The 26,002-nt window shown below is 74.4% G+C and carries 23 protein-coding genes; 8 read left to right on the forward strand and 15 right to left on the reverse strand.

Going from position 1 to position 26,002, the window contains the following annotated elements; genetic code table 11:
- Nucleotides 1-16 precede the first annotated feature (16 nt).
- Both KBZ10_RS21030 and KBZ10_RS21035 read left to right on the forward strand, forming a co-directional pair.
- Nucleotides 17-1,819 (forward strand): thiamine pyrophosphate-requiring protein, encoded by a 1,803-nt coding sequence (locus tag KBZ10_RS21030; RefSeq protein ID WP_210989234.1) that lies wholly within the window; start codon nucleotides 17-19, stop codon nucleotides 1,817-1,819.
- Between the two features lie 10 nt (nucleotides 1,820-1,829).
- On the forward strand, nucleotides 1,830-3,572 hold the full coding sequence (locus tag KBZ10_RS21035; RefSeq protein WP_307847536.1) for a glycoside hydrolase family 15 protein: 1,743 nt from the start codon (nucleotides 1,830-1,832) through the stop codon (nucleotides 3,570-3,572).
- A 41-nt stretch (nucleotides 3,573-3,613) separates the two neighbouring features.
- On the opposite strand, the gene KBZ10_RS21040 is transcribed toward KBZ10_RS21035, so the two are convergent.
- Genes KBZ10_RS21040 through ctaD form a run of 4 tightly spaced genes read right to left on the reverse strand, consistent with a single transcriptional unit; the run spans nucleotide 3,614 to nucleotide 8,349 of the window.
- A complete protein-coding gene (locus tag KBZ10_RS21040; RefSeq protein ID WP_210989235.1) occupies nucleotides 3,614-4,630 on the reverse strand; it encodes an SDR family oxidoreductase in 1,017 nt (338 codons plus the stop codon).
- Nucleotides 4,631-4,672: 42 nt separating this feature from the next.
- Nucleotides 4,673-6,247: a ubiquinol-cytochrome c reductase cytochrome b subunit gene (locus tag KBZ10_RS21045; protein ID WP_210989236.1), complete on the reverse strand. Its 1,575-nt coding sequence runs from the start codon at nucleotides 6,245-6,247 to the stop codon at nucleotides 4,673-4,675.
- 54 nt (nucleotides 6,248-6,301) lie between these two features.
- The gene (locus KBZ10_RS21050; RefSeq protein WP_210989237.1) at nucleotides 6,302-6,688 is read right to left on the reverse strand and encodes a cytochrome c oxidase subunit 4; all 387 of its coding nucleotides are present in this window, start codon (nucleotides 6,686-6,688) and stop codon (nucleotides 6,302-6,304) included.
- Nucleotides 6,688-8,349, reverse strand: a complete 1,662-nt coding sequence (ctaD, locus tag KBZ10_RS21055) for a cytochrome c oxidase subunit I (RefSeq protein ID WP_307847538.1) — start codon at nucleotides 8,347-8,349, stop codon at nucleotides 6,688-6,690. Before ctaD ends, KBZ10_RS21050 begins: the two co-directional genes overlap by 1 nt.
- A gap of 332 nt (nucleotides 8,350-8,681) precedes the next feature.
- Between ctaD and KBZ10_RS21060 the strand changes: the two genes are divergently transcribed.
- Complete coding sequence (locus tag KBZ10_RS21060; RefSeq protein ID WP_210989238.1) at nucleotides 8,682-9,185, forward strand: hypothetical protein; 504 nt, start codon at nucleotides 8,682-8,684, stop codon at nucleotides 9,183-9,185.
- Between the two features lie 176 nt (nucleotides 9,186-9,361).
- Here the strand turns inward: KBZ10_RS21060 and KBZ10_RS21065 are convergent, their stop codons facing one another.
- Nucleotides 9,362-9,886 (reverse strand): hypothetical protein, encoded by a 525-nt coding sequence (locus KBZ10_RS21065; protein WP_210989239.1) that lies wholly within the window; start codon nucleotides 9,884-9,886, stop codon nucleotides 9,362-9,364.
- Nucleotides 9,887-10,334: 448 nt separating this feature from the next.
- On the opposite strand from KBZ10_RS21065, the gene KBZ10_RS21070 reads away from it, so the two are divergent.
- Nucleotides 10,335-11,012, forward strand: coding sequence for a dienelactone hydrolase family protein (locus KBZ10_RS21070; RefSeq protein WP_210989240.1), 678 nt, complete (start codon nucleotides 10,335-10,337; stop codon nucleotides 11,010-11,012).
- Between the two features lie 79 nt (nucleotides 11,013-11,091).
- Nucleotides 11,092-11,745 carry a phosphoribosyltransferase gene (locus tag KBZ10_RS21075; RefSeq protein WP_210989241.1) on the forward strand — a complete coding sequence of 218 codons (654 nt, stop codon included), beginning with the start codon at nucleotides 11,092-11,094 and terminating at the stop codon, nucleotides 11,743-11,745.
- A 315-nt stretch (nucleotides 11,746-12,060) separates the two neighbouring features.
- Here the strand turns inward: KBZ10_RS21075 and KBZ10_RS21080 are convergent, their stop codons facing one another.
- Nucleotides 12,061-13,275, reverse strand: coding sequence for an alpha-hydroxy-acid oxidizing protein (locus tag KBZ10_RS21080; RefSeq protein WP_210989242.1), 1,215 nt, complete (start codon nucleotides 13,273-13,275; stop codon nucleotides 12,061-12,063).
- A 264-nt stretch (nucleotides 13,276-13,539) separates the two neighbouring features.
- Between KBZ10_RS21080 and KBZ10_RS21085 the strand changes: the two genes are divergently transcribed.
- Nucleotides 13,540-15,195 (forward strand): FAD-binding dehydrogenase, encoded by a 1,656-nt coding sequence (locus tag KBZ10_RS21085; RefSeq protein ID WP_210989243.1) that lies wholly within the window; start codon nucleotides 13,540-13,542, stop codon nucleotides 15,193-15,195.
- Nucleotides 15,196-15,223: 28 nt separating this feature from the next.
- Here the strand turns inward: KBZ10_RS21085 and KBZ10_RS30360 are convergent, their stop codons facing one another.
- The 3 genes from KBZ10_RS30360 to KBZ10_RS21100 are packed head-to-tail and all read right to left on the reverse strand — an operon-like array spanning nucleotide 15,224 to nucleotide 19,461.
- A complete protein-coding gene (locus KBZ10_RS30360; RefSeq protein ID WP_210989244.1) occupies nucleotides 15,224-16,447 on the reverse strand; it encodes a PP2C family protein-serine/threonine phosphatase in 1,224 nt (407 codons plus the stop codon).
- Between the two features lie 21 nt (nucleotides 16,448-16,468).
- Nucleotides 16,469-16,969, reverse strand: a complete 501-nt coding sequence (locus KBZ10_RS21095) for a hypothetical protein (RefSeq protein ID WP_210989245.1) — start codon at nucleotides 16,967-16,969, stop codon at nucleotides 16,469-16,471.
- Nucleotides 16,966-19,461 (reverse strand): molybdopterin oxidoreductase family protein, encoded by a 2,496-nt coding sequence (locus tag KBZ10_RS21100; RefSeq protein WP_210989246.1) that lies wholly within the window; start codon nucleotides 19,459-19,461, stop codon nucleotides 16,966-16,968. The genes KBZ10_RS21095 and KBZ10_RS21100 overlap by 4 nt, the downstream gene beginning before the upstream one ends.
- Before the next feature lie 375 nt (nucleotides 19,462-19,836).
- On the opposite strand from KBZ10_RS21100, the gene KBZ10_RS21105 reads away from it, so the two are divergent.
- The gene (locus KBZ10_RS21105) at nucleotides 19,837-20,058 is read left to right on the forward strand and encodes a hypothetical protein (RefSeq protein ID WP_210989247.1); all 222 of its coding nucleotides are present in this window, start codon (nucleotides 19,837-19,839) and stop codon (nucleotides 20,056-20,058) included.
- Nucleotides 20,059-20,100: 42 nt separating this feature from the next.
- On the opposite strand, the gene KBZ10_RS21110 is transcribed toward KBZ10_RS21105, so the two are convergent.
- The 4 genes from KBZ10_RS21110 to KBZ10_RS21125 form a co-directional block, all read right to left on the reverse strand.
- The gene (locus KBZ10_RS21110) at nucleotides 20,101-20,604 is read right to left on the reverse strand and encodes a metallophosphoesterase (RefSeq protein WP_210989287.1); all 504 of its coding nucleotides are present in this window, start codon (nucleotides 20,602-20,604) and stop codon (nucleotides 20,101-20,103) included.
- Between the two features lie 83 nt (nucleotides 20,605-20,687).
- Nucleotides 20,688-21,626, reverse strand: a complete 939-nt coding sequence (locus tag KBZ10_RS21115; protein WP_247702722.1) for a polysaccharide pyruvyl transferase family protein — start codon at nucleotides 21,624-21,626, stop codon at nucleotides 20,688-20,690.
- Nucleotides 21,627-21,845: 219 nt separating this feature from the next.
- A complete protein-coding gene (locus tag KBZ10_RS21120; RefSeq protein ID WP_210989248.1) occupies nucleotides 21,846-22,196 on the reverse strand; it encodes a hypothetical protein in 351 nt (116 codons plus the stop codon).
- Nucleotides 22,197-22,374: 178 nt separating this feature from the next.
- Nucleotides 22,375-22,842, reverse strand: a complete 468-nt coding sequence (locus tag KBZ10_RS21125; protein ID WP_210989249.1) for a PPOX class F420-dependent oxidoreductase — start codon at nucleotides 22,840-22,842, stop codon at nucleotides 22,375-22,377.
- Between the two features lie 280 nt (nucleotides 22,843-23,122).
- Here KBZ10_RS21125 and KBZ10_RS21130 point away from each other — a divergent pair, with 280 nt between their 5' ends.
- Nucleotides 23,123-24,451, forward strand: coding sequence for an acyltransferase family protein (locus tag KBZ10_RS21130; RefSeq protein ID WP_210989250.1), 1,329 nt, complete (start codon nucleotides 23,123-23,125; stop codon nucleotides 24,449-24,451).
- Between the two features lie 73 nt (nucleotides 24,452-24,524).
- Here the strand turns inward: KBZ10_RS21130 and KBZ10_RS21135 are convergent, their stop codons facing one another.
- Both KBZ10_RS21135 and KBZ10_RS21140 read right to left on the reverse strand, forming a co-directional pair.
- Nucleotides 24,525-25,280 carry a ZIP family metal transporter gene (locus KBZ10_RS21135; RefSeq protein WP_210989251.1) on the reverse strand — a complete coding sequence of 252 codons (756 nt, stop codon included), beginning with the start codon at nucleotides 25,278-25,280 and terminating at the stop codon, nucleotides 24,525-24,527.
- A 132-nt stretch (nucleotides 25,281-25,412) separates the two neighbouring features.
- Nucleotides 25,413-25,928 (reverse strand): DUF6098 family protein, encoded by a 516-nt coding sequence (locus tag KBZ10_RS21140; protein ID WP_210989252.1) that lies wholly within the window; start codon nucleotides 25,926-25,928, stop codon nucleotides 25,413-25,415.
- Nucleotides 25,929-26,002 lie beyond the last annotated feature (74 nt).

Raw genomic sequence — 26,002 nt, forward strand, 5'->3', positions numbered from 1 at the left:
GACCACAGGAGAACCGATGAGCCAGGTCGCCGACTACGTACTCAACCGACTGACCGAATGGGGTGTCCAGCGGGTCTACGGCTATCCCGGCGACGGGATCAACGGCCTGCTCGGCGCCTTCGACCGCGCCGAGGGAGAACCGGAGTTCATCCAGACCCGGCACGAGGAGATGGCCGCGTTCATGGCCGTCGGCCACGCCAAGTTCACCGGCGAGGTCGGCTGCTGCGCGGCCACCTCCGGTCCGGGGGCCATCCACCTGCTGAACGGCCTGTACGACGCCAAGCTCGACCACAAACCGGTGGTCGCGATCGTCGGCCAGCAGAAGACCCTCTGCCTCGGCTCCCACTACCAGCAGGAGATCGCCCTCGAACAGCTCTTCGCGGACGTCTCCGAGTACTGCCAGATGGTGGTGCACCCCGGGCAGGCCCGGCACGTCCTCGACCGGGCCTTCAAGACCGCCCTCACCACCCGCGGCGTCGCCACGGTCATCATCCCCGAGGACATCCAGGAGGCCGACGCCCAGCCCTCGCCGCCCAAGGCGCACGGCTCGGTCTTCTCCAGCGTCGGCTGGAGCCCGTCCCGGATGCTGCCCGACGAGGACGAACTGCGCCGCGCCGCCGCCGTCCTCAACGAGGGCGAGAAGGTGGCGATGCTGATCGGGCAGGGCGCGGCCGGCGCCGAGGGCGAGGTGACCGAGACCGCCGAACTCCTCGGCGCGGGGGTCGCCAAGGCGCTGCTGGGCCGGGACGTCCTCCCCGACGACCTGCCCTGGGTCACCGGCCCCATCGGCCTGCTCGGCAGCAAGGCCAGCGACGAGATGATCCAGAACTGCGACACCCTGCTGATGGTCGGCAGCAGCTTCCCCTACTCGGAGTGGCTGCCCGACGAGGGACAGGCCCGCGGGGTGGAGATCGACATCGACGGGCGCATGATCGGCATCCGCTACCCGATGGAGGCCCACCTCGTCGGCGACGCCAAGGAGACCCTCCGGGCCCTCATTCCGCTGCTCAAGCGGAAGGAGAACCGGGACTGGCGGGCGGAGATCGAGAAGAACGTCCGGGAGTGGAACCGGATCTGCGACAAGCGCGCCGGACAGCACTTCGACGGCACCATCAACCCGCAGGCCGTCGCCGGCGAACTGTCCCCCCGGCTCCCGGACAACGCCATCGTCACCGCGGACTCCGGGTCGGGAACCAACTGGTGGGCCCGTCACCTGAGGCTGCGCGACGGCATGCGCGCCTCGCTCTCCGGAACCCTCGCCACCATGGGGCCCGGGGTGCCGTACGCGATCGCCGCCCGCTTCGCCCACCCGGACCGGCCGGTGATCGCCTTCGTCGGGGACGGCGCGTTCCAGATGAACGGCATGAACGAGATGATCACCGTCAAGCGCTATCTGGACCGGCTCGCGGGCGGCCCGCCGTTCGTCTTCTGCGTCTTCAACAACCAGGACCTCAACCAGGTCACCTGGGAACAGCGGGCCATGGGCGGGGACCCCAAGTACCCCGGCTCCCAGACCCTCCCGGACGTGCCCTACGCGGCCTACGCCGAACTCCTCGGCCTGCGCGGCATCCGCTGCGAGTCACCGAAGAAGATCGGCAGCGCCTGGGACGAGGCGCTCTCCGCGGGCGGCCCCGTCGTGCTGGAGTTCAAGGTCGACGCGGAGATCGCGCCGATCCCGCCGCACATCATGCTCGAACAGGGCAAGAAGGCGGCGGAGGCCGCCGTCCACGACCCCGAGCGGACCGGCATCGTCAGGCGCGGCGTACGGCAGAAGCTCACCGAGTACGCGGAGCGGCTGCCGGGGCGGGACGGCGGATGACGGGAGACCCGTGACGGAGACCGGCGCGCCCTGGGTGCTGCGGGAGTACGCCCTGCTCGCGGACGGCGAGCGGGGCGCCCTCATCGGCCCCCGCGGCGACATCGCCTGGATGTGCGCGCCTCGCTGGCACAGCGACGCGGTGTTCTCCGGACTGATGGGCGGCCCCGGCGGATTCGCCGTCACCCCGGAGGACCCGTGGAACGTCTGGGGGGGCTCCTACGAGGACGGCACCCTGATCCGCGTCAGCCGGTGGGTGCAGAGCGGCGGCGTGATCACCGAGTGCCGCGAGGCGCTGGCCATGCCGGCCGAGCCGGGGCGGGCCGTCCTGCTGCGCCGGATCCGGGCCGTCAGCGGCGATGCCCGGGTCCGCGTCCGGCTCGACGTCCGGGCCGGGTTCGGCACCCACCCGATGCGCGACGCGCGTCTCCGGGCGGGGGAGTGGCACGCCCGCAGCGGACCGCTCCGGCTGCGGCTGTCCGGCGTGCCGGACGCCGCGCCGGAGCCCGGCGGAGCCCTCATGACCCGGATCACCGTTCCGGAGGGCGGCACCCACGACCTCGTCCTGGAACTCGCCGAATCCGAGCCCGGGCCGGCACCGGACCCCGGCCGGCTGTGGGCGGACACCGAGGCCGAGTGGGCCCGCTCCGTCCCGGACTGCGAGGACACCGCCGCCCCCCGCGACGCCCGGCACGCGTACGCCGTGCTGCACGGTCTCACCAGCGCGTCGGGGGGCATGGTGGCGGCCGCGACGGCCTCCCTCCCGGAACGCGCCGAGAGCGGCCGCAACTACGACTACCGGTACGCCTGGATCCGCGACCAGTGCTACGCGGGCATCGCGATCGCCGGACACGGGGCGGGGCCGTCCGCCGACCGGCACGTGCGGTTCATCACGGAACGCGTCCTCGCCGACGGCCCCGGCCTGCGCCCGGCCTATGCCGTGGACGGGGGGCCGGTCCCCGCCGAGCGCACCCTGCCGCTGCGCGGCTATCCGGGCGGGGGCCGCCGCGTGGGCAACAGCGCCGGCCACCAGTTCCAGCTCGACGTCTTCGGCGAGGCCCTGGACCTGCTGGCGGCCGCGGCGCGCCACGGCCGGCTGGACCGGGACGGCGTGCGCGCCGTGGAGATCGCCGTACGGTCCGTCGAGGAGCACTGGCAGCGGCCGGACAGCGGCATCTGGGAGCTGGAAACGGCCTGGTGGACCCACTCCCGGCTGGCCGCCGTCATGGGGCTGCGCGCCGCCGCGCGGGAGCTCCGGCACCCGGCCGCCCCCCGCTGGAGGGACCTGGCCGATGCCATCCTGCGCGAGACCGAGCGCCGCTGCCGGCGCCCCTCCGGCGGCTGGCGGCGCACGGCGGAGGACCCCCGGCCCGACGCCGCGCTGCTGCGCCCGCTGGTCCGGGGCGACTGGCCGGCGGACGATCCGGGCCTCGCCCCGACCCGCCGGGAGGTGGAGCGGCAGCTGACCCGGGACGGCTACGTCTTCCGCTTCCGCCACGGGGAGCGGCCGCTCGGGCAGGCCGAGGGCGCCTTCCTGCTCTGCGGTTTCCTGATGTCGGGGGCCTGCCTGGCCGACGGGCGGCCGGCCGAGGCCGCCCGCTGGTTCGAGCGGAGCCGCGCAGCCTGCGGTCCGGCGGGCCTCTTCGCCGAGGAGTACGACGTCACCCAGCGCCAGTTGCGCGGCAATCTGCCCCAGGCGTTCGTGCACGCCCTGTTCCTGGAGACGGCGGTCAAGCTGGCGCAGCACGGCGGCTGACGGCCGGGTGGGTACGGCCGGTGGTTTCCCCGCCCGCCGTCTCAGGCCGCCGTGCGGCGGCGCAGGGCCGCCAGGCCGGCGGCGGTCAGCAGGGCGCCGCCGCCGGCACCGGCGAGGCCCTTGCGGTGCCGGCCGAGCCAGCCCAGGGTGTCGTGCTCGCGGGCCTCGTCGCCGAAGGGACCCCGGGCCCCGGCGTCCGTCTCGTCGTCGCCGGGGCGGAAGAGGTTGGCCGGCCGGTCCGGTGTCTCCTCGCCGGTCTGCTGGCTGTCGATGCCCGTACGGGCCAGGTACCAGTCCACGAACCGGGGGGCGAGCCGGTTGCCGAGAATCGTGTACGCCGTGGAGACGCCGGTCCAGGCGTCGCGGCGCGGATGCCGCGCGACATACGCGATCATCCGCGCGGCCGTCTCCGGCTGGTACACCGGCGGCACCGGCCGGGGCCGCCCGGGCATCCGGTTGAGCACCCAGGTGAACTGGGGGGTGTTGAGCCCCGGGAGCTGGACCGTGCAGACCCGCACCCGGCTGCCGTCCGCCCGCAGCTCCGTGCGCACCGACTCGGTGAACCCCACGATGGCGTGCTTGGCCCCGCAGTAGGAGCTCTGCAGCGGGATGCTGCGGGCGCTCATGGCGGAGCCGACGTTGACGACCACGCCCCGGTCGCGGGGGCACATCCGGCGGAGCGCGGCCCGGGTGCCGTTGACCTGGCCGTGGTACGTCACATCGGTGACCCGCCGGAACTCCTCGTCGGAGACGTCGAGGAAGCGGGCGAGGAAGCCGCTGAAGGCCGCGTTGACCCAGATGGCGACGGGCCCGAGCTCGCGCTCCACCCGGTCGGCTGCCTCCTCCAGGGCCCCGGCGTCGGCCACGTCCACCGGTACGGCGAGCGCTCTGCGGCCCGCCGCGCGGATGTCGCCGGCGGCTCCCTCCAGACCGGCCCGGCCCCGGGCCAGGACGGCCACGTCGTAGCCGTCGGCGGCCAGCCGGCGGACCGTGGCCCGGCCGACTCCGGCGGTGCCACCGGTGACGACGGCCACCGGGCGGCGGGTGTTCTCTGCCACGGGTTGCTCCTTTTCCTTGCGGCGCGTCGTGTGCACGTCGTGTCAGCGGGCCCGGTCGCGGTGGAACCAGCGGCTCAGGGCCACCCGCAGCCGGGCGCGGCGGGTGGGGAGGCCGCCGTCCCCGGGCGGCGCCAGGCGCAGCGGCCGGGGAGTCCGCTGACGGTTCATCAGCAGGGTGTAGCGCTGCTCCCGGGAGACGGGTTCCGCACCCTCGGTGAGACCGCCCTCCACGGTCTGCCGCACCTCGCCGGTCTCCTCGCCCTCCTCCAGCAGCTTGGCGTCGTGGTCCTGCAGCCCCAGGCAGATCCGCTTGGTCAGCACGAAGACGAGGACCGGAAGCAGCACGAGGGCGAAGCGGAAGATCCACGTGAGCCAGGTGAGGGGGATCTCCAGGGTCAGGGAGATGACGTCGTTGCCGCCCGCCATCAGCAGGACGGCGTAGAAGGCGATCCCGGCGGCGCCGAGACCGGTGCGTGTGGGCCGGTCGCGGGGGCGGTCGCAGAGATGGTGCTCGGCGGAGTCGCCGGTCACCCACTTCTCCAGGAACGGATAGAGGTACAGGCCCAGGAAGAGCAGCGCGGGCAGGATCGCGGTGGGCACCAGGACGTTCCACATGAACGTATGGCCCCACAGCGTCGTCTCGAACGGCGGCATCAGCCGCAGGGCACCCTCCAGGAAGCCGATGTACCAGTCCGGCTGGGAGGCCATGCTGACCTGGTCCGGCCGGTACGGGCCGTAGTTCCACACCGGGTTGATCTGCGCCAGGCCGCCCAGGAGCGTCAGGATGCCGAAGACCGTCAGCGCGAGCCCGCTGGAGGTGGTGGCGAACTGGGGGAAGGACGGCTTGCCGACGACGTTCCGGTTGGTCTTCCCCGGCCCGCCCCACTGGGTGTGCTTCAGATACACCACCAGGCTCAGATGGACCACGACCAGGACGATGAGCAGGGCGGGGATGAACAGGACGTGCCCGATGAAGAGCCTGGGGATGATCTCCGTCCCGGGGTACTCGCCGCCGAAGAGGAACAAGCTGAGGTACGTGCCGGCCACCGGGATCGACAGCAGCAGGCTCTGCACCACCCTCAGCCCGGTGCCCGACAGGAGGTCGTCGGGCAGCGAGTAGCCGGCGAAGCCCTCGACGACCGACAGCAGGAACAGGGTCACGCCGATGACCCAGTTGACCTCCCGGGGCTTGCGGAAGGCACCGGTGAAGAAGATCCGCAGCATGTGCAGGCCGATGGCCGCCACGAAGACCAGCGCCGCCCAGTGGTGGATCTGCCGGATCAGCAGGCCGCCGCGGATGTCGAAGCTGATGTCGAGGGTGGAGGCGTAGGCCCCGGACATCAGGACGCCCTGCAGCGGCTCGTAGGACCCGGTGTAGTGGACCTCCGTCATCTCCGGGTCGAAGAAGAGGGTCAGATACGACCCGGTCAGCACCAGCAGCGCCAGGCTGTAGAGCGCGAGCTCGCCGAGGAAGTAGGACCAGTGCTCCGGGAAGGCCTTGCGCAGCAGCGATCCCCCCTCCGCGAGGGGCAGACGGCTGTCGAGCGCGGTGAAGCCGCTCTCGGCGGCGGCCCCGGCCCTGGCCCGGAGCCCGGCCTTCTTCCGCGGAAAGAGCATCCGTGTCCTCTCCTCTTCCTGTCCTCTGCCGTTCTCTGCCGTGGCGGTGCCGGTTCAGCGGTCGTTGTGCTGGAAGACGAATCCGGCGATGCCGGGGATCAGGACCCCCACCCCCACGAGGAAGAGCCACAGGCCGTAGACGACTCCCACACCCAGGAGGGCGGTGCCGGCGGCGGTCAGCACCGGGTAGTAGCTGCGCGGGGAGAAGAACGCCAGGGGGCCGGCGGACTCGTGGACCGCCGCGTGCCCGCGGTCCTGCGGACGTGCGCCGCGCTGCGCGTACTGGATCCAGAGGAAGAGCGAGACCAAGGCGGACATCACGAAGGAGAGCAGCAGGACCGCCGTGCCGGCCGGCTCCACGGACCCCCAGACGGCGTAGAGCACGGTGAGGACGGCGAAGAAGCCGGCCACACCGGTGAAGACCAGGGCCTCCGCCTTCATCACCGGTCCTCCTTTTCCGGTCGTTCCGCCGGGTGTCCGGCGGAGGCGGTGGGCGGACGGTGGCCCACCCCCGACGTCTGCGGATGGTGCAGGTCGAAGGCGGGGGACTCGGACCGGATCCGGGGCAGGGCGTGGAAGTTGTGCCGGGGCGGCGGGCAGCTCGTCGCCCACTCCAGGGAGCGCCCCCAGCCCCAGGGGTCGTCCGTGGTGACCTTCTCGCCGTACTGGGTGGTCTTCCAGACGTTGTAGAGGAACGGCAGCGTGGACAGGCCGAGGAGGAAGGAGCTGAGCGAGGAGACCGTGTTGAGGGCGGTGAAGCCGTCCGCCGGGAGGTAGTCGGCGTAGCGGCGCGGCATGCCCTGCTCCCCCAGCCAGTGGTGGACGAGGAAGGTGCCGTGGAACCCCGTGAAGAGCGTCCAGAAGTGGATCTTGCCGAGCCGCTCGTCGAGCATCCGGCCGGTCATCTTCGGCCACCAGAAGTAGAAGCCGGCGAAGGTGGCGAAGACGATGGTGCCGAAGAGGACGTAGTGCAGATGGGCGACGATGAAGTAGGTGTCGGTGAGGTGGAAGTCCAGCGGCGGTGAGGCGATGAGCACCCCGGTGAGGCCGCCCAGCAGGAAGCTCACCAGAAAGCCGAGCGACCACAGCATGGGGGTCTCGAAGGAGAGCGAGCCCTGCCACATGGTGCCGATCCAGTTGAAGAACTTCACGCCCGTCGGCACGGCGATGAGGAAGGACATCAGCGAGAAGAACGGCAGCAGCACCCCGCCGGTGGCGAACATGTGATGGGCCCACACGGTCGCGGACAGGCCGGTGATGGCCATGGTGGCGCCGATGAGCCCGAGGTAGCCGAAGACCGGCTTCCGGCTGAAGACCGGAATGATCTCGGTGACCACCCCGAAGAACGGCAGCGCCACGATGTAGACCTCGGGATGGCCGAAGAACCAGAACAGGTGCTGCCACAGCAGGGCCCCGCCGTTGGCCGGATCGTAGATGTGCGCCCCGAACATGCGGTCCGCGGCGAGCCCGAAGAGCGCGGCGGTCAGCACGGGAAAGGCCAGCAGCACCAGGATCGAGGTGAACAGGACATTCCAGGTGAAGAGCGGCATCCGGAACAGCGTCATGCCCGGGGCGCGGAGCGTGATGATCGTGGTGATGAAGTTGACGGCGCCGAGGATGGTGCTGAGACCGGCCACGATCAGCCCCATCACCCACAGGTCACCGCCCGCTCCCGGCGAGTACGCCGCCCGGCTGAGCGGGGTGTAGGAGAACCAGCCGAAGGGCGCCGCGCCCTCGGAGGTGAGGAACCCGGCGACCACGGTCAGCCCGCCGAAGAGGAACACCCAGTAGGTGAAGGCGTTGAGCCGGGGGAAGGCCACGTCCGGGGCGCCGATCTGGAGCGGCATGATCGCATTGGCGAAACCGGCGAAGGTCGGCGTCGCGAAGAGCAGCATCATGATCGTGCCGTGGATCGTGAAGAGCTGGTTGTACTGAAACGGCGTCATCAACTGCATGCCGGGCCGCATCAGCTCCGCCCGCATCAGCATCGCCATCAGGCCGGCCGCCAGGAAGAAACCGAACGAGGTCACCAGGTACAGGTTCCCGATCACCTTGTGGTCGGTGGTGGTCAGCCAGCCGAGCACCCGCCGGCCCGTGCTCACCCGCCGCTGCGCCGACGGCGCCGGGTCCTCGTCCTCCTCTTCCGGGCGCCCCTCCTGCCGCACACCCCGCCTGGCCTCCACCCGTTTCCTCCCTGCTTCTTCCCGCCGCCGTGGTCCTCCGGTGCCCGGAGCGGAGTCATGTATGCCCGGTCGTGCCGGGGAAATACGGCCGCGCCGTCCACACCCCCCGAGATGGCCGGTACGCCCGGCCCGCCGCCGGGGCCGGCTCTGCGGGCGGCGGAACCGGCCGCCCCCGTCCGGCTGTTTCACGGCGCGTCCCCGGGTACCCGGTCCGGGTGTCACCTTCCCGATCGGCGCAAGGAGGCTTTCGCATGGTGCGCAAGAAGGTCGAGGGCGACGAGGAACAGCGGCGGGCCGCCGGCCGCGCGGCACACCGGGCGGGGGAGACCCCCAGCGCCCGGGGCGCGACGACCGGGGCCTCCAAACAGCGGACCCACCTCACGGACCGGTCCACCCGTACGCACGAGGAGCGGCTGGGGACCCCGCACCACGGCAAGCAGCGGTGGCAGGGCGAACAGGACCGCGCCGCCGGTGCGCCGCCCGGACCGGAGAAGACCGAGTCGGCCTTCGCGGGACGGGGCAGGCCGCCGTACACCGACGACCACGAGGTGCTCTTCCGCGCGCTGGTGGAGGCGGAGGAGACCCACGGCGGCGGGGTCGCGCTCGACGAGGTCGCGCGGACCGCCCGGATGTCCCACGAGAAGGCCCTGGTGCTGATGCACGATTTGGTCACCACCCACCGGCTCGCCCGCCAGGTCCCCGACACCGGCCGGACCGACCTGGGCCCGCTGTACGAGGTGAGGCCCGGCGGCTGAGCCGACGCCCCGCCCCGCCCGGTCCCACCGGCCCGGGACGGGGCGGAGAACCGCCGTCCGCGCGCCGGTGCGCCGCACCGGGGCACGGACGGCGGTGCCGTACGGACGGACCCGCGCACGGTACCGGCCGCGGCGCGGAGCTCGGCCCTCCGGCGGCCGCTCGCCGCGCGCCGTGGTCAGGCGGCTTCGGCCAGCCCGTCCCGGAGGCGCGCCAGCAGCGGGCCCCGGTGCAGGGCGGCGACCGGTTCCAGCAGGTCCGGATGGCGCATCAGCGGGGCGGCGCGCCGGTCGCCGTCGTCGGGCTCGGTGAGCCTCCGGAAGCGGTACGGAAGGCCGGACAGCTGCTCGCCCTCCGCCGCCGCGGCCACCGCTGCGCCGGCCAGTTCCGGGTCCGTCAGCAGGCACGCGGCCCAGCTCGCGAGCACTTCGTCGACCCAGGTGCGCCAGGCGTGGTCCGCCGGATCCGGCTCCGCGGCGTCCGCACCGGTGACGCGGTCCAGACGGCCGGAGCCGCCGGGGCCCGTGAGGACGAGCAGCCCGGCGTCGAGCTCGGTCGGGTAGCGCAGCATGGCGGCCACGGAAACGGCCTGGCGGGCCTGGATCTCGGCGTACGCGGCGTTGAGCGCGCCGCCCGCCGCGGGATAGGAGCGGGTGAGCCACCGCGTGGTGGCCGCTATGACGGAGGAGAGTCCGGCGGGCATGGGGCATCCGCGCTTTCGGTCCGCGGGGCACAGGACACCGGGGCGTACGGGGTGGCTCCGCCGCGCGGGCGGGGCCCGGACGCCGCCGGGACCTCAGGGTATCCGGCACCCCGGCCGGTCCGGCATGACGCCCGTCACTCCAGCGCCCCGTGCGGCCTCCGGCCGGGCCGTGGCCGTGGGGCGGCGGGGGTGGACGGGCCGGGGCCCGACCGGGCGCGAGCGGACCGGGGAGGAGAACGGACGAGACCGGACCGGAGCGGGTACGGACCGGGCCGGGCAGGGAGGCGTTGTCCCGGGGCAATCCCGGGGCGGGCCCCGGGAGGGCGGCCGGCCGGGGCCGGGGCGCGAAGGGGCGCATACCGGCATGCGGTGCGGGTACCCCGCGCACGGGTGGCGCAGGGCCACCGTCCCGGCGGCCCGGAACCCCGGAACAGCAGGAGGTGGGCCGATGGTCTTCGACACCGTTCTCATCGACGCCGGCGAGGCGGATCTCCGAGGCGATCTCGTCTCCCCCGAACCGACCCACGGGGTCGTGGCGTTCGCGCACGGCAGCGGCAGCTCGCGGCACAGCCCGCGCAACCAGGAGGTGGCGCGGGTCCTCCAGGAGGCGGGGCTGACCACTCTCCTCTTCGACCTCCTCACCGAGGAGGAGGGCCGGGTCGACGCGATGACCGCCGAACTCCGCTTCGACATCCCGCTGCTGGGCCGGCGGCTGGTCGCCGCGGTCGACTGGCTGGGGCGGCACCCGGCCACGGCCGGGCTTCCCGTCGGCCTCTTCGGCGCCAGCACCGGCGCCGCCGCGGCGCTGATCGCGGCGGCGGAGCGGCCGGACCGGGTGCGGGCCGTCGTCTCGCGCGGCGGGCGCCCCGATCTCGCGGGCCCCGCGCTGCCCCGGGTCCAGGCGCCCGTCCTGCTGATCGTCGGCGGCGAGGACCACGAGGTGCTGCGCATGAACCGGGACGCCGCCGAGCGGCTCGGCGGCACCGCCACCGTGCACGTCGTCCCGGGCGCCACCCACCTCTTCGAGGAACCGGGGACGCTGGAGCAGGCCGCCGCGGCCGCGCAGGGCTGGTTCGTCCGCACGGTGGCCGGCAAGCGGCCGACGACGGCGGGAGCCGGCCCGTGACGGCCACCGGCTCCTCCCACGCCGGAGACGCCCGCGCCGCGGCCACGGCCGGCGCCCGGGAACCGGAAGGAAAGCGATCATGAACTATCACGACCGCAGGTCGGCCGGGCGCGAACTGGCCACGGAACTCACGGAGCGCGGGCGCGCGGGACGGCTGGCGAAGCCGGTGGTCCTCGCCCTGCCGCGGGGCGGGCTGCCCGTCGCCGCCGAGGTTGCCCGGGAACTCCGCGCCCCCCTGGACATCGTCGTCGTGCGCAAGATCGGCGCCCCGTTCAACCCCGAGTTCGCCGTCGGGGCCGTCGCGGGGGAGGACGAGCCCTGGTACGACGCGCAGACGCTGGAGATGCTCGACCTGACCCCCGAGCGGCTGGCCCCCCGCGTGGAGGAGGAACGCCGGGAGATCCGGCGCCGCGAGCACCTCTACCGCGAGGGCCGCCCGCCGGTGGACCTGGCCGGCCGCACGGCGGTCGTCGTCGACGACGGGCTCGCCACCGGCAGCACCGCACGGGTCGCGCTGCGCGCCGTACGCCGCCGCAACCCGGCCCGGCTGGTCCTCGCCGTCCCGGTCGGCTCGCCCCAGGCGGTCGCCGCGCTGAGCCCGGAGGCGGACGACGTGGTGTGCATGTGGCAGCCCCCGTACTTCCAGGCCGTCGGGCAGTTCTACGACGACTTCGCGCAGACCCGCGACGACGAGGTGGTGGCCATCCTGCGGGAGTCGCTGACCACCCGCTGACGCCTCCGGCCGCACGGCGGTCCGGCCCGGTCGTGCGGGGCCTCCCGGGCGCTCACACCCGGGAGGCCGCGTCTTCCGGCCCCGGGGGGCCCTCCGCATCCGTTCGCGAGCCCGCACGGCACGAACCGGCTCGCGGGGCGGGGTACGGCTCATGCGGCGCCGACCGGGCGGACGCCGCCGTGCCGCTCCCGGTGCGGGGCCCCGCCAACGGCCCCGCACCGCACCCCTGTGGTGGACGTCACCCCGGACGCGGAAGCCGGCCGCGCGGGAGAGCGGAAACCGGTGCGACCGGCCGAGCCGGCAAGCCGGCCCCGTTCACGGCCGGGAAGCCGGCCCCGTGCCGAGCACCCCCGGCCCCAGCTCCGCGAGCCGGGCATGGCCGGTGAGCGCCAGCGAGAGGTCGAGCTCCGCCAGCAGGCAGCGCAGCACGTGCCGTACTCCCTCCTCGCCGCCCAGCGCCAGCCCGTACACATACGGCCGTCCCACCAGCACGGCCCGGGCGCCCAGGGCGAGCGCCTTGAGGATGTCGGCGCCGCCGCGCACCCCGCTGTCGAACAGCACGGCGATGGCGTCGCCCACCGCCCCGGCGACCGCCGGCAGCACGTCCAGCGAGCCGGCCGCCCCGTCCACCTGGCGGCCGCCGTGGTTGGAGACCACCACCCCGTCCATGCCCGCGTCCCGGGCGCGGCGGGCGTCGTCCGGGTGCTGCACGCCCTTGAGCACGATCGGCCCGTCCCAGTGCGCGCGCAGGAACTCCAGGTCGTCCCAGGTCTTGGTGGGATCGGCGAACATCCCCGCCCAGTGCGCCACCGCGGCGAGCGGGTCCTCCTCCGGCGGCTTGGCCAGCCCGGCGAGGAACGCCGGGTCACTGAGGTAGTTGGCGATCCCGGTCCGCTGCAGGAACGGCAGATAGGCCCGGTCCAGATCGCGCGGGCGCCAGCCCAGCAGCCAGGTGTCCAGGGTCAGCACGAGGGTGGTGTAGCCGGCGGCGCGGGCCCGCCGCAGCAGGCTGAGCGTCACCTCGCGGTCCTTCGGCCAGTACAGCTGGAACCAGCGGGGCCCGTTCCCGGAGGCCTCCGCGGCCTCCTCCAGCGGGACGGACGACGCGGTGCTCAGCACCAGGGGGAGTCCGAGCCCGGCCGCGGCCCGGGCCACCGCCGGCTCCGCGTCCGGATGCGCGATCGACAGCACCCCGACCGGTGCCAGCAGCACGGGCGCCGGCAGCTCCGCCCCCAGCAGCGAACAGGACAGATCGCGCGTGCCGACGTCGCGCAGCATGCGCGGCACGATCGTCCGCCGCGCGAAGGCGGCCCGGTTGGCGCGTACGGTCTCCTCGCCGCCCGCGCCCCCCGCGACGTAGCCGTACGCCTCGGCGGTCATCCGCTCCCGGGCCGCCGCCTCCAGCTCGGCCGCACCGGTGGGGAAGCGGGGCGCCTCGCCCGTCAGCAGGCCGTGCAGATAGATCTCGTCCTGGTACGCGGCGAAGGCGGGCTGCGCGTGCGCGAGGTTACGCGGGGGGTCCTGGCTCATGTCCGGGAGTCCTTCCCTGGTTTCGGCCGGGCGTTCGGCCCGCGTCCGGCTGGGGGAACACCGTACCGACCGGACGGTGCCCCGGCGGAAGACCCCTGCGGCCCCCGCCATTCCCACGCCGGACCAGGGCTGATAGAACGGTCCGCACTCCGGCGGCACGCCCGCCCGACCAGGGCTGCCGCGGAGGTCGCAGGGGGAAGCAGCCGGCGCGCGCCCGCAGGAGGGCCGCGCCGTACCGAGGGCAGCGCGGAAGGGTGGGCCGCAGTGGCGTACGACGCCGATGTGATCGTGGTGGGAGCGGGACTGGCCGGGCTGGCCGCCACCGCCGAACTGGCGGACGCGGGCCGCCGCGTGATCCTTCTCGACCAGGAGCCGGAGGCGTCGCTCGGCGGCCAGGCGCACTGGTCCTTCGGCGGGCTGTTCCTCGTCGGCTCGCCCGAGCAGCGGCGGCTGCGGATCCGCGACAGCCGCGACCTGGCCTGGCAGGACTGGCTGGGCACGGCCGGCTTCGACCGGCCCGAGGACCACTGGCCCCGCCGCTGGGCCGAGGCGTACGTCGACTTCGCCGCCGGGGAGAAGCGGTCCTGGCTGCACAGCATGGGCGTCCGGCTCTTCCCCGTGGTCGGCTGGGCCGAGCGCGGCGGCTACGACGCCCGCGGCCACGGCAACTCCGTACCGCGTTTCCACATCACCTGGGGCACGGGCCCCGGGCTCGTCGAGCCGTTCGAGCGGCGGGTCAGGGAGGCGGCGGAGCGCGGTCCGGTGGAGCTGCGCTTCCGGCACCGGGTGGACGAACTCACCGTCAGCGACGGGCGCGTGGACGGCGTCCGCGGCACGCTGCTGGCGCCCAGCGCCGCCGAGCGCGGCCAGGCGAGCTCCCGCACCGCGGTGCGGGAGTTCGAGCTGCGGGCCGGGGCGGTCGTGGTGGCCTCCGGCGGGATCGGCGGCAACCACGAACTCGTCCGCCGCCACTGGCCGCAGCGGCTCGGCACCCCGCCCGCGCGGATGCTCTCCGGCGTCCCCGCGCACGTCGACGGCCGGATGCTGGACATCACCGAACGGGCCGGCGGCAGCCTGATCAACCGCGACCGGATGTGGCACTACACCGAGGGCATCGAGAACTGGAACCCGGTCTGGGCGCGGCACGGCATCCGCATCCTGCCCGGCCCCTCCTCGCTCTGGCTGGACGCCCTCGGCCGGCGGCTGCCGGTGCCCCTCTTCCCCGGCTTCGACACCCTCGGCACGCTCGAACACATCATGCGGAGCGGCTACGACTACACCTGGTTCCTCCTCAACAAGCGGATCATCGGCAAGGAGTTCGCCCTCTCCGGCTCCGAACAGAACCCGGACCTCACCGGCAGGAGCGTCCGCGACGTCCTCGGGCGGGCCCGCACCGACGTGCCGCGCCCGGTGAAGCGGTTCATGGACCGCGGCGCCGACTTCGTGGTCGAACGGGACCTCGCGGCGCTGGTGCGCGGCATGAACCGGCTCGCCGGGCAGCCGCTCATCGACGAGACGGAGCTGCGCCGCGAGATCACCGCCCGGGACCGGGAGATCGCCAACCCGTTCACCAAGGACCTCCAGGTCACCGCCATCCACGGGGCGCGCCGCTACCTCGGCGACAAACTGATCCGCACCGTCGCGCCGCACCGCCTCCTCGACCCGGCCGCGGGCCCGCTGATCGCCGTACGGCTGCGCGTCCTCACCCGCAAGACCCTCGGCGGCCTGCACACCGATCTCGGCAGCCGCGTCCTCGGCGCGATGGGCGAGCCGGTCGGCGGCCTGTACGCGGCCGGCGAGGCGGCGGGCTTCGGCGGCGGCGGGATGCACGGCTACCGCTCGCTGGAGGGCACCTTCCTCGGCGGCTGCCTCTTCTCCGGCCGCACCGCCGGGCGGGAAGCCGCGCGCGAGACCGGCTGAGGCACCACCGGCCCGGCGGGGCGGGCCCTCAGGAGCCGGGGCCGGCGCCGCCGCGCGGGCCCGGGTCTGCCCCGGCGGCGGCCGGGCCGGGGCCCTCCCGCTGCGTGTCCCCCCGGGCGGGGACGCGGTGCAGGGCCAGCAGGGCGATGTCGTCCCGCTGGTTGTTCCCGGTGAACCGCTGGAGGTCCGCGGAGATCGCCGCGGCGAGCTCGGAGGCCGGGATGCCGGACCACTCCCGCACCCGGTCCCGCAGCGGGTAGAAGACCCCGAAGGGATCGCGGGCGTCGGTCACGCCGTCGGTGAACAGCAGCAGCGTGTCGCCCTCCGGCAGCTCCAGCTCCTCGATGCGGCGCGGCTCCGGGGACAGTGCGACGAGCCCGAGCGGCACCCCCGGCTCCGCCAGCGGCACGGGACCGCTCTGCTCCGGATCCTCGCAGACGAGGTACGGCAGCAGATGCCCGCAGTTGACGACGAGGCCGCAGGACCGCTCGTCGAAGGTGAGGACGAGCGCGGTGACGAAACGCTCCGGTTCCCCGGTCCGGCTGGCGAAGCTGTTGTGCCGTTCGACGGCGGACTCCAGGGCGTCCACGACGCCCAGCAGCCCCGGCTCGCGCTGCGCCGCCTCGCGGAACGCGCCGAGCACGGAGAACGCGGTGCCGATGGCGGGCAGTCCCTTGCCCTGCACGTCGGCGATCAGCACCCGGGTGCCGTACGGCGACATCGCGATCTCGTAGATGTCACCGCCCACCATGCTGTCCTCCTCGACCGGCTGGTAGAGCCCGTCGATGACGACCTCGGGGGTGCGCAGCGGCAGCGGCCGCAGCAGCTGCCGCTGGAGCGCGGCCGCCGCCGACCGGAGCCGGCTGACCTCCGCGTTGCGGTGGATGCGGTACCGGCAGGCCCCGATGCTCAGGGCACTCATCAGGGCGACGCCGAAGGTCGGCGGAATGACCTCCTCGACGTTCAGGTGGATGCCGAGGAGCACGAGGAACAGCACGACGGTGCTCCACGCGGCGGTGATCACCGTCTGCCGGACGGAACCGATCACCGCCACGATGGGCGGCAGGAAGGCCATGAGCGACACCACGCGCCCCTCGGCCTCCACCATGCGGCCGACCGTGAAGAGGACGAGGGAGACCAGGAAGACCATCAGCAGCAGAACGGGCGTCTCCAGCAGCGCGTCCCGCCGCCGCGTGGACGCGGGCTGCCAGGGGGACACCGCCGTGGGCCCGGGACTGTCGCTCGTCGGCACCGTGCTCCCCGTCCGCGTGGTTCAGTCGGCCGTGGCCATGACCTGGGGGACGGCGTTCTTCAGCCGCGTCGTCAGCCAGCGGATCTGGCCGAGCGTCTCGCGGTGCAGCTCCTCCACGTCGTCCAGCAGCTCCTGGTCGCGAACGGCCCGCGCCACCTGGCCGAGCAGGAGCCACAGAAGGCTCACCTCCTGAGCGGCGAGGAACAGATGGCGCAGATCGCGCAGGAGGAGCCGGCCGGCGGAGATGTGGTGGCCCCGCCGTCCGGAGGACTTCTGCCGCGCGGCGTCCACGAGGTGGGCCAGGGTCTCGCTGTGGTGGGGCGCGGACAGGTCCTGTCCGCGGCGTCCGGCGGCGGCCCGCAGCCGTGCGGCGTGCTCCTCGCACCGGCCGGCCAGGGTCAGGCAGGGGTAGTGGGTGCCGTGGTCGGCGGCCTGGCGCTCGGCGACCCGGTGGAACTCCCGGGCCAGGGCCTCCTCGGCTCCGTGCAGTTCGGCGAGGAGCGTTCCGGTCCGGGTGGTCACGGTGCCCCGTCCTTCCCCGCCGGCCGGGCCGCGGTGCTCCCGGTCCCCGCGGTGCCTCCGGTCCCCGGGCCCGGGTGCTCCGCGGTGGCCGCGCCGGGCTCCGAGGCCAGGGTGCCGGGCGGCGGGGCGTCGGTCTGCCGGTCGGAGTCGGCCGTCCCGTGGGCGAGCGCGGTCGCCGCCGAGGAGATCTTCTGCACCCGGACCGCGCTGTACTTGTAGAGGGGCTGCTTGGACACCGGGTCCCACTCGGTGCGGGTGGTCTCGTTCGCGGCGCGGGTGTGCCGGCCGGGCTCCGTCTGGTCCCAGTAGCCGTAGTGGAACGGGGCGAAGACGACCCCTCGCCGGGTCCCCCGGCACACCGCGGGTGCCTCGATCTCGCCCCGCCGGGAAACCACCCGCACCAGGTCGCCGTCGGCGATGCCCAGTTCCCCGGCGTCCTCGGCGGAGAGCTGCACCCAGACGTCGGGGGCGGCCCGCCGCAGCTCGGGCACCCGGCCGGTCCTGGTGCGGGTGTGCCAGTGGTGCACGGTGCGGCCGGTGGTGAGCTGGAGCGGGTAGGCGTCGTCCACCGGCTCGTGCGGCGGGAGGTACGGCGCCGCCCGCAGCCGGGCCCGTCCGGCGGGGTCCCGGGCGCGGTACTCGTCCGCCTCGTACTGGGCCCCGGTGGTGAGGTCGTGCCCGTAGTCCTCGCACTGGCCGGCGCGGGTGGGGAAGACGTGGTCGGTGTAGAGGCGTTCGGTGCCGTCCGGTGCCTCCGGGGTGCAGGGCCACTGGATGCCGCCGGAGCCGCGCAGCCGCTCGTACGTCAGCGCGCTCTGGTCGCAGGGACGGCCGCGGGTGAGCGCGGTGAAGTCCCGCCAGGCGTCCTCCGGGCCCCGCCAGGTGAGCAGCGGCCCGCCGTCGCTGCCGCGCAGGTCCATCCGCCGCGCGTACTCCAGCAGGATGTCGAAGTCGGAGCGGGCCCCGGCCGGCGGTTCGACGGCCTTCTCCGAGAGGTGGACGGTCCGGTCCGCGTTGGTGCAGCAGCCGGTCTTCTCGCCCCACAGGGCGGCGGGCAGCACGACGTCGGCGAGTTCGGCGGTCTCCGTGCGGAAGGCGTCGGAGACGACGAGGAACAGCCGGTCCCGGCCGAGCACCGAGCGGATGCGGTGCAGTTCGGGAAGGGAGACCGCCGGGTTGGTGCCGGTCACCCAGAGGAACCTCACCGACCCCTCCTCGCAGTACCGGAAGATCTCCGGGGCGGGGGTGGGCGGCGCCCAGTGCGGGATGCGGAGCGGTTCGACGTTCCACGCCTCGGCGATCTCGCGGACGTGCGCCGCGTTCTGCCAGTTGCGGAAGCCCGGGAGGGCGCCGTTGGCACCGGTCTCGCGGGTGTTCTGGGCGGTCGGCTGGCCGTTCATCTGGAAGACGGTGCGGCCGGGGCGGCCGATCATCCCGCGCAGCAGATGGAGATTGTTCACCTGGACGGCGGCGGCGGTCGCCTGGTGGGACTGGTAGACGCCCTGCAGCACGGTGGACACCAGCCGCTCGCCGGTGCCGAGGATCCGGGCGGCCGCACGGATGTCCCCGGCCGGCACGCCGCAGACGCCGGCGGCCCGCTCGGGGGGCCAGCCGGCGACGGTGGCGGCCAGCTCCGCGTAACCGGTGGTGTGTTCCTCGATGAACTCCCGGTCCAGACGGCCGTGTTCGACGATCTCGTGGAGGAGCGCGCTGAGCAGCGCCACATTGGTGCCCGGACGGAGCGCCAGATGGACATCGGCCTCGCGGGCGGTGTCGGTCAGCCGGGGGTCGGCGACCACCAGGCGGGGGCGGTCCGGTCCGTGCAGCCGGTCGAGGATGCGGGACCACAGCACGGTCTGCGTCTCGGCGGCGTTGTGCCCGACGAGGAAGAGCGTGTCGCAGAGGTCGATGTCGGTGTAGGAGCCGGGGGCGCCGTCGCTGCCGAAGCTCTCGATCAGGGCCCACTCGGCGGTGGCGGTGCACAGCCGCGTGTTGCCGTCGAGGTGGGGGGTGCCGATGCCGCCGCGGGCGATGACGGTCTGCGCGTAGTACTCCTCGGCGAACAGCTGCCCGGAGGTGTAGAAGGCCATGGCGAGCGGCCCGTGCTCGGCGAGGATCCGCCGGGATCGGTCGGTGACCGTGCGCAGGGCGGTGTCCCAGTCGGTGGGCTCCAGCCGGCCGCCGGCCCGGACCAGGGGGCGGGTGAGGCGGTCGGGCGAGTTGACGGCCTGCCAGCCGTACAGCCCCTTGGGCCCCAGCCGCCCGTGGCTGACGCGGTCCCCGGCGCGGCCCCGGACGCCCACCATGCGGCCGTCGTGCGAGACGGCGATGTCCAGGCCGCAGCCGGTGGAGCAGAGGACGCAGACCGAGGGGACCCAGGCGTGGACCTCCGCTTCGTCCACGGTGAGATGGCGGTCCACGCGCTCGGGCCAGCGCCGGCCGGCGGCGAACGGTGTGCGGGCTCCCCAGATGTTTGTGGTGCGGTCGGTCACGGAACGCTCCGGTCGGCTGTGGTGCGGGCGGCTGTTTCTCGGGGCTGCGGTCACCGGCCGCGATCTCCGGGGGACGGACCGACGCTAGCCGCACCACCGTCCGTGCCGGGTCCTGCCACGCCTGACCACCCGGCCGATGCCCCGGCCGGCGGACAGCGGGAAACGGCCCGCGGCGGCAGGGCGGGTTGTCCCGGCCACGCGCACGGACACGGCGGGGGACCGGTGCGGAACGCGCGGCTGCGGAGCGCGCGGCGCCGGAATATCCCCCGGCGCGGCGAGCAGGAGAACCGGAGGTCCCCCGGTCGCGGACCGGGCCGGACCCGGTCGCGGACCCGGTCGGGTCCGCGGCACCGACAGGACCCGGAAGGAGCCGGCATGACGGAACGCGAACGGCGGAACGAGGAGCACGAGCGGGACGAGCGGCACGGGCCGGATCACAAGCCCGCCACGGCCGCCGAGGAGGTCGAGGCGGAAGTCCTGGAAGCCCAGAGGCGGGTGGTCCCGGACGAGGACGCCGCCGGGCGCGACGGCGAGAGCGGCGACGCGCTGACCACCAACGTCGAGGCCCAGCGCGACCCGGGGGACCGGCACCGGTGACCGCGGGCCGGGGCGCCGCCGGCGCGGCGCCCGCCGGTGGCGTCAGCGCCGGGGCGGCAGGCGGTGCAGCCGTACGCCGGTGAGCCGTCCCCCCGAGATCCCGGCCGTCATGAACGTGCAGTGCGGCTGACGCCGGCGGTCGGTCGGTGAACCGGGGTTCAGCAGCCGCAGCCCGCCGGGCGCCTCGCTGTCCCACGGGATGTGGCTGTGGCCGAAGACCAGGACGTCCAGTCCGGGAAACCGCCGGGCGCAGCGTTCCTCCCGGCCCCGCGCCGCCCCGGTCTCGTGGACGACGCCGATGCGCAGACCGCCGAGGTCGGCGTGCGCCACCTCGGGCAGCCGGGCGCGCAGCTCCGGGCCGTCGTTGTTGCCGTACACGCCGATCAGCCGGCGCGCCCGGGATTCCAGAAGGTCCAGCGTGGCCGTGTCCACCCAGTCCCCGGCGTGCACGACCACATCGGCGCCGGGCACCGACTCCAGGAGCGGGGCGGGCAGTTCCCGGGCGCGCCGGGGGAGGTGGGTGTCCGCCATCAGGAGCAGCCGCAGGGGTTCGCCGCCCGCCGTGTCCGCGGCCCCTTCCTGCCGCCCGGCCGTCCTCGCCGCGACCCGCCGGTCCGCGCCGCTGCCGCTCATCGCACCGCTCCGGCCAGGGTCTCGGTGAGGCCGGTGAGCAGGCCGGGCTCGGGGGCCGAGCGGAATTCCGCACTCCGCTGCCGGGCGAGGTCCCGGCCCCGGCCCCGGCACCAGTCCCACCAGCGGTCCAGCTCGGCCGTCTCCGCCCTCTCGGCCGGGACCAGGGCGGGCCAGTCGCAGGCCCGCGCCTGGGCGGTGAGCTTCGCCCCGCCCGCGACGGCGTCGACGGCGAGCACGGGCACGCCGGCGCGCAGCCCGGTGACCAGCCCGTGCAGCCGGTTGGTGACGAGGAGATCGAGCCGGGCGACGACCGCCTCGAACTGCGCGGCGGTCGCGGAGAGCCGCCAGTCGCCGGGGTCGAGCCGGGTCTCCAGTTCGAGCCGTGCGCAGTCCTTGCCGTTCAGCCAGCCGGTGAGGGTGTCCCCGGCCGCCTCGTGCCGGCGCCGGCCGCCGTACTCGCCCTGGCCGCGGGTGAGCGCCACGCCCACGACGGGCGGGGCGGGGAAGCGGGGCGCGGAGACGGCCAGGTCCCGGTGGGGCGGCGCGCCGGGCGCGTCCCGGGCCAGCACCCGGTGGAAGCCGCGGACCGCCGGATCGGCCGGGTCCAGGACGGACACGCCCACGGCGACGCGCGTGCAGCGCGGAAAGCGCCGGTGCAGCTCCTCGATCTGCGGCCCGTGCAGCGGGCCGCAGACGAAGACCACCGCGCGGTACCGGCCGGGGTCGGCCTCGTCGAGCCGCAGTTCCCGCGGACGGAAGCCACCGCTCCAGGCGGTGTCGTACGGGATGCCGCGCCGGTCCAGCGCTTCCCGGACACGGTCCAGCGACAGCAGGTCACCCACCGTGGCCTCACCGTGCAGAAAGCTGAACCAGCCGGTCAGCAGCACCCGTCCGCTGTCCGGTGCGGCACCCGGGCCGTCCGTCGGTGTGCTCAAGCGGTGTCCCTCCCCTGGGTCTTCCCGGCCGGTCTTCCCGGCCGGTCTTCCCGGACGGCTGCCGGCGGCCGTCCGGCCGTCCGTGTGGGGCGTGTGCGTCCGCACAGGGCACCGGCGGGCCCCGGAGGACTACGGTGACTGCTGAGGCCCCCGGCGTGGTGTGGTCCCGACAGCTCCGTCACACCGGGGGCCTCGCCCGGCGCGGGCCCGCGAAAGCCGCTACGGACGGTTGCCCTTGGGCTTGGCGCGCTGGTCGGGCGTGCCGTGCGGCGGCGGGTGGATCGGCTGGGGGGAGGTCGCGGGCGTGACGCGCGAACCGCTGCCCGCGGCGTGCCGCGCCTCCTGCCGGAGATCCTCGCCGCCCGGCGAGGGAGTGCCGCCACCGGCCAGCTGGAGCTGACGTGTATTGATCATCTCCAGGACCCGGGTCCGGTTGGCGTGCTCGTGCTCGTAGTGGCGCAGGACCTCCAGCTCGGCGGAGTCCAGGGTGCGGAGGCGGTGCTCCAGTGCGCCGACCGACAACGCGTCGTAGTCGGCCAGCGGGAGCGCCTCGCCGTCGTGCTTGCTCATGGGCAGCCTCCTGCGTTCGTCCTCGGAAAACCTCCGGGTTCCCGGGTGGTGATCGCCGAAACGGGACGCGGGCTCAAGGATGCCGGAAGCGGGCCGCCGGAACGCGGTGCCCCGTTCCGGTGGCCCCGGGCCCGGCGGCGTCCGCGGCGGGCGGGCGCGGGGTGTCGGTGCTGTGGCCCTAGTCGCCGGCCAGGTGGGGCGGGAAGCCGCCCGTCGCGACCGGGCCCCAGCCGGTGATCGTCACCCGGATCAGCGACTTGTTCTGGGCCCGCATCGCCTCCCGGTAGTCCTCCCAGTCGGGGTGCTCGCCGGAGATGCAGCGGAAGTACTCCACCAGCGGCTCCAGGGCCTCCGGCATGTCGATGACCTCCGCGGTGCCGTCGACCTGCACATACGGGCCGTTGAACTCGTCCGAGAGGACGCACAGCGAGACTCGCGGGTCCCGGCGCGCGTTGTGGGCCTTCGCCCGCCCGGGATACGTCGACATGACGATACGGCCCTCCGCGTCCACGCCGCAGGTCAGCGGGGACATCTGCGGTGAACCGTCCCGTTTGCGGGTCAGCAGGACCGCGCGGTGGCGCGGCCGGAGGAAGGCGAGAAGCTCGTCGCGGTTGACGCGGTCGGCGGTGGCGATGGAACGGGGCACGTTCTCTCCAGAGGTCGGTCGGGTACGGGCCGCGAGGGCACCGCGTCCGGTACGCCGTTCCGCCTGCCCGCCGGACGGAGGGAGCCGGCGGCCCCGGCCATGCTCTCAGAAATCCGCCCGCCCCCGCCCGTTCCCGTGCCTCCCCGGAGCCGGCCCGGGCAGGACGGCGCCTCCGGACGGTCCGCCGCGCCGTTACGGGGGGACGGCGGCACGAAGGTATGTACCGTGCAGGACGGGACCACCGCTGACCGCGGGACGACGCAACGCTGGAGGTGTACGCATGCCGGGAGTGCCGCAGGCTCCGGCGGAGGGCCACCGGGACGCGCGGCGGGCCGGCCGGCCCGGTTCGGGCCCGCCGGGTGTCCCGGACTCCGGGCGCTCCGCGCGGGACCCCTTCTTCGACAACGCGAAACTGCTCGCGATGGTGCTGGTGGTGGTCGGCCACGCCTGGCAGCCGCTCAAGGACAGCCGCGCCGTCTGGGCCGCGTACTTCTTCCTCTACACCTTCCACATGCCGGTCTTCATCCTGCTCTCCGGCTACTTCTCGCGCACCTTCCGCGGCCGGCCGCGGCAGGTCCAGCGGCTGGTCGCCGCCGTCCTCGTGCCGTACGCGGTCTTCGAGACCGTCTACACCCTCTACGGCAACGCCGTCGACGACCGGGGCAACGACATCAGCCTGCTGACGCCCTGGTACCTCACCTGGTTCCTGATCGCCCTCTTCGTCTGGCGGCTCACCGCACCGCTGTGGCTGCTGCTGCGCCCGCCGCTGGCCATCGGGCTGTCCGTCGTGATCGCCCTGCTCGGCGCCGCCTTCGACGCGGACCCCGTCCTGAATCTCGACCGGGTCCTGCAGTTCCTGCCGTTCTTCGTGCTCGGGCTGCTGATGCGCCCGGAGCACTGGGACCTCGTCCGGTCCCGGTGGATGCGGATCGTCTCCCTCCCCGTGTTCGCGGCGGCGGCGGTCACGGCCTACTGGGCCCGGGACCGGGTGACCTCCGAGTGGGCGGTCCGCAGCAAGACCTGGGAGCAGCTCGGCGCGGACTGGCCGGCCGGACTCGCCATGAGCCTGGCCCTGTTCGTCTGCTCGCTGCTGCTGGCCGCGTCCTTCCTGGCCTGGGTGCCGCGCCGGCGGCACTGGTTCACCGCCTTCGGCGCGGGGACGCTGGTGGCGTATCTCCTGCACGGCCTGATCATCCGCACGGCCGCCTGGGAGGGCTGGTACGAGCCGCGGTTCTGGCACACCCCCGCCGGTGAACTGCTGGTCACGGTGTTCGGCGTCGGGCTCGCCCTGCTGCTCACCTCGCCCCCGGTGCGCCGCCTCTTCCGCCCGGTCGTCGAACCGGAACTGGACTGGGCCTTTCCCGACCGGTCCCGGGCGGCCGCGGGGAAGGGCCCGGAGCCGCAGCCGGCACCGGGGGCGGGGGCGGAAACCGGCCCGGCCGGAGCCGGAGACCCGTCCGGCCGCCTGGCCGGTACCGCCCCGGCCTCCGGCTCCGCCGGGTCCGCGGCTCCGGAGTCCCGGCCGGAGCACGCGGAGGCCGGAGCGGCGCCGGGCCCGGGCGCGGACCCGCGGACGGGCGGGAACTCCGGTTCCGCGAACACGCCCTGAGAGCCCGTCGGACGGCGGACCGCGGACGGTGAACGGTGAACGGTGGGCGGCGGGGGCGGCCGGTGGCCGGCGGTCAGGCGTGGGACAGCGTGAAGGACACCAGGAACCCGCACACCGTGATCAGCCCGATGGCCAGATGCGCCCGGTCGAACGCCTCCGGGATCATCGTGTCGGCGATCATCGCGAGCATCGCGCCCGCGGCGACCGCCGTCACGGTGGCGACCACCGCGGTGGACAGACCGCCCCCCACCGTGTAGCCGAGGACGGCCGAGACCGTGCTCGCGGCCGTGATGGCGCCCCAGACGCCGAAGACGTAGCCCCTGCTCCGCCCGGCCGCCTTCATGCCCGCCGCGCTCGACAGACCTTCCGGCAGGTTGCTGATGAAGACGGCCGTGACGGTGACGAGACCGACGGCCCCGCCCTCCAGCAGACCGACCCCGATGACGGCCGACTCGGGCACCCCGTCGAGCAGCGCGCCGAGCGCCAGCGCCCGGCCGGAACCCGACTGCTCCGACTCCGAGGGCTGCATCCGGTGGTGGCCGGACCGCTTGCGGTGCCGCGCCCCCCGGCGCGCCAGTACGACGTTGCCCGCGGTGTACGCGACGGCGCCGCCGATGGTGCCGATGGCGGCCGGGGCCAGCCCGGCCCGGTCGTATGCCTCGCCCACCAGCTCGAACGACACCGCGGACAGCAGTACACCGGCGCCGAAGGCCATCACCGAGGCGATGAGCAGCCGGGGGACGCGCAGCGTGTAGCCGAGGAGCGCGCCGATCAGCAGCGCGGAACCGGCGACCAGGCCCCACCATCCCGCTTCCAGAACTGTTGGCATGTTCTTCCTGCCGCCCTCCCCGTCGTTGTCGTCGGCGGACCCGCCCGGCCGGACCGCCGCACCGCCGGGACGTCCGGAACCGCCGCCACCGCCGGAAGAACGGACCGGACCGCCCGCCGGGGCCCGGCCGGATCAGGCCCCGCCCCGCGCGGCGCCGGGGGCATCGCCCGGGGCGGGCTTCGCGCTCCCGTCCGCGAAGTCGTGCGGCCTGCGCAGCGGTCCCCACGCGCCCCGCTGCCGGGAGACCTCGGCCCGCGCCTCCGCGATGACCTCCGGGGCGATCCACGCGACCGGACGGACCCGCCTCACCAGGGGCTCGTTGTCGGGGCCCCGCCCGGTCTCCTCGCCCGTGAGCACCCAGGGCCGTACCCGGGACCCCTCCGCCTCCCGCAGATGGCTGTAGTCGTACAGGCGGCGCGCCACCCACAGCAGCGTGGGCCGGTCCCCCCACCAGGCCTCCACACGCAGCGGATTGGCCGACAGCCCGGCGAGCGGAACCCCCGTCAGACTGTCCCTGCTCACCCCGCTGTGCCGCCGCAGATCCGTCTGCGGCCCGCGCGACCAGCGGACGAAGACCGGATCCACGCGCTCGACGAGTTCCGTCAACCGGCGGAGCGAGGTGAGGACCGGAAGCTCTGCTGACGTCATGACGCTATCGGTTACCCGAGGCCGGACCACCGCAATCCGGGCCACGCGTGCTTGGGCCGACCGGGGAACAGGGC

The organism is Streptomyces sp. F63 (genome assembly GCF_018070345.1).
GTDB lineage: Bacteria > Actinomycetota > Actinomycetes > Streptomycetales > Streptomycetaceae > Streptomyces.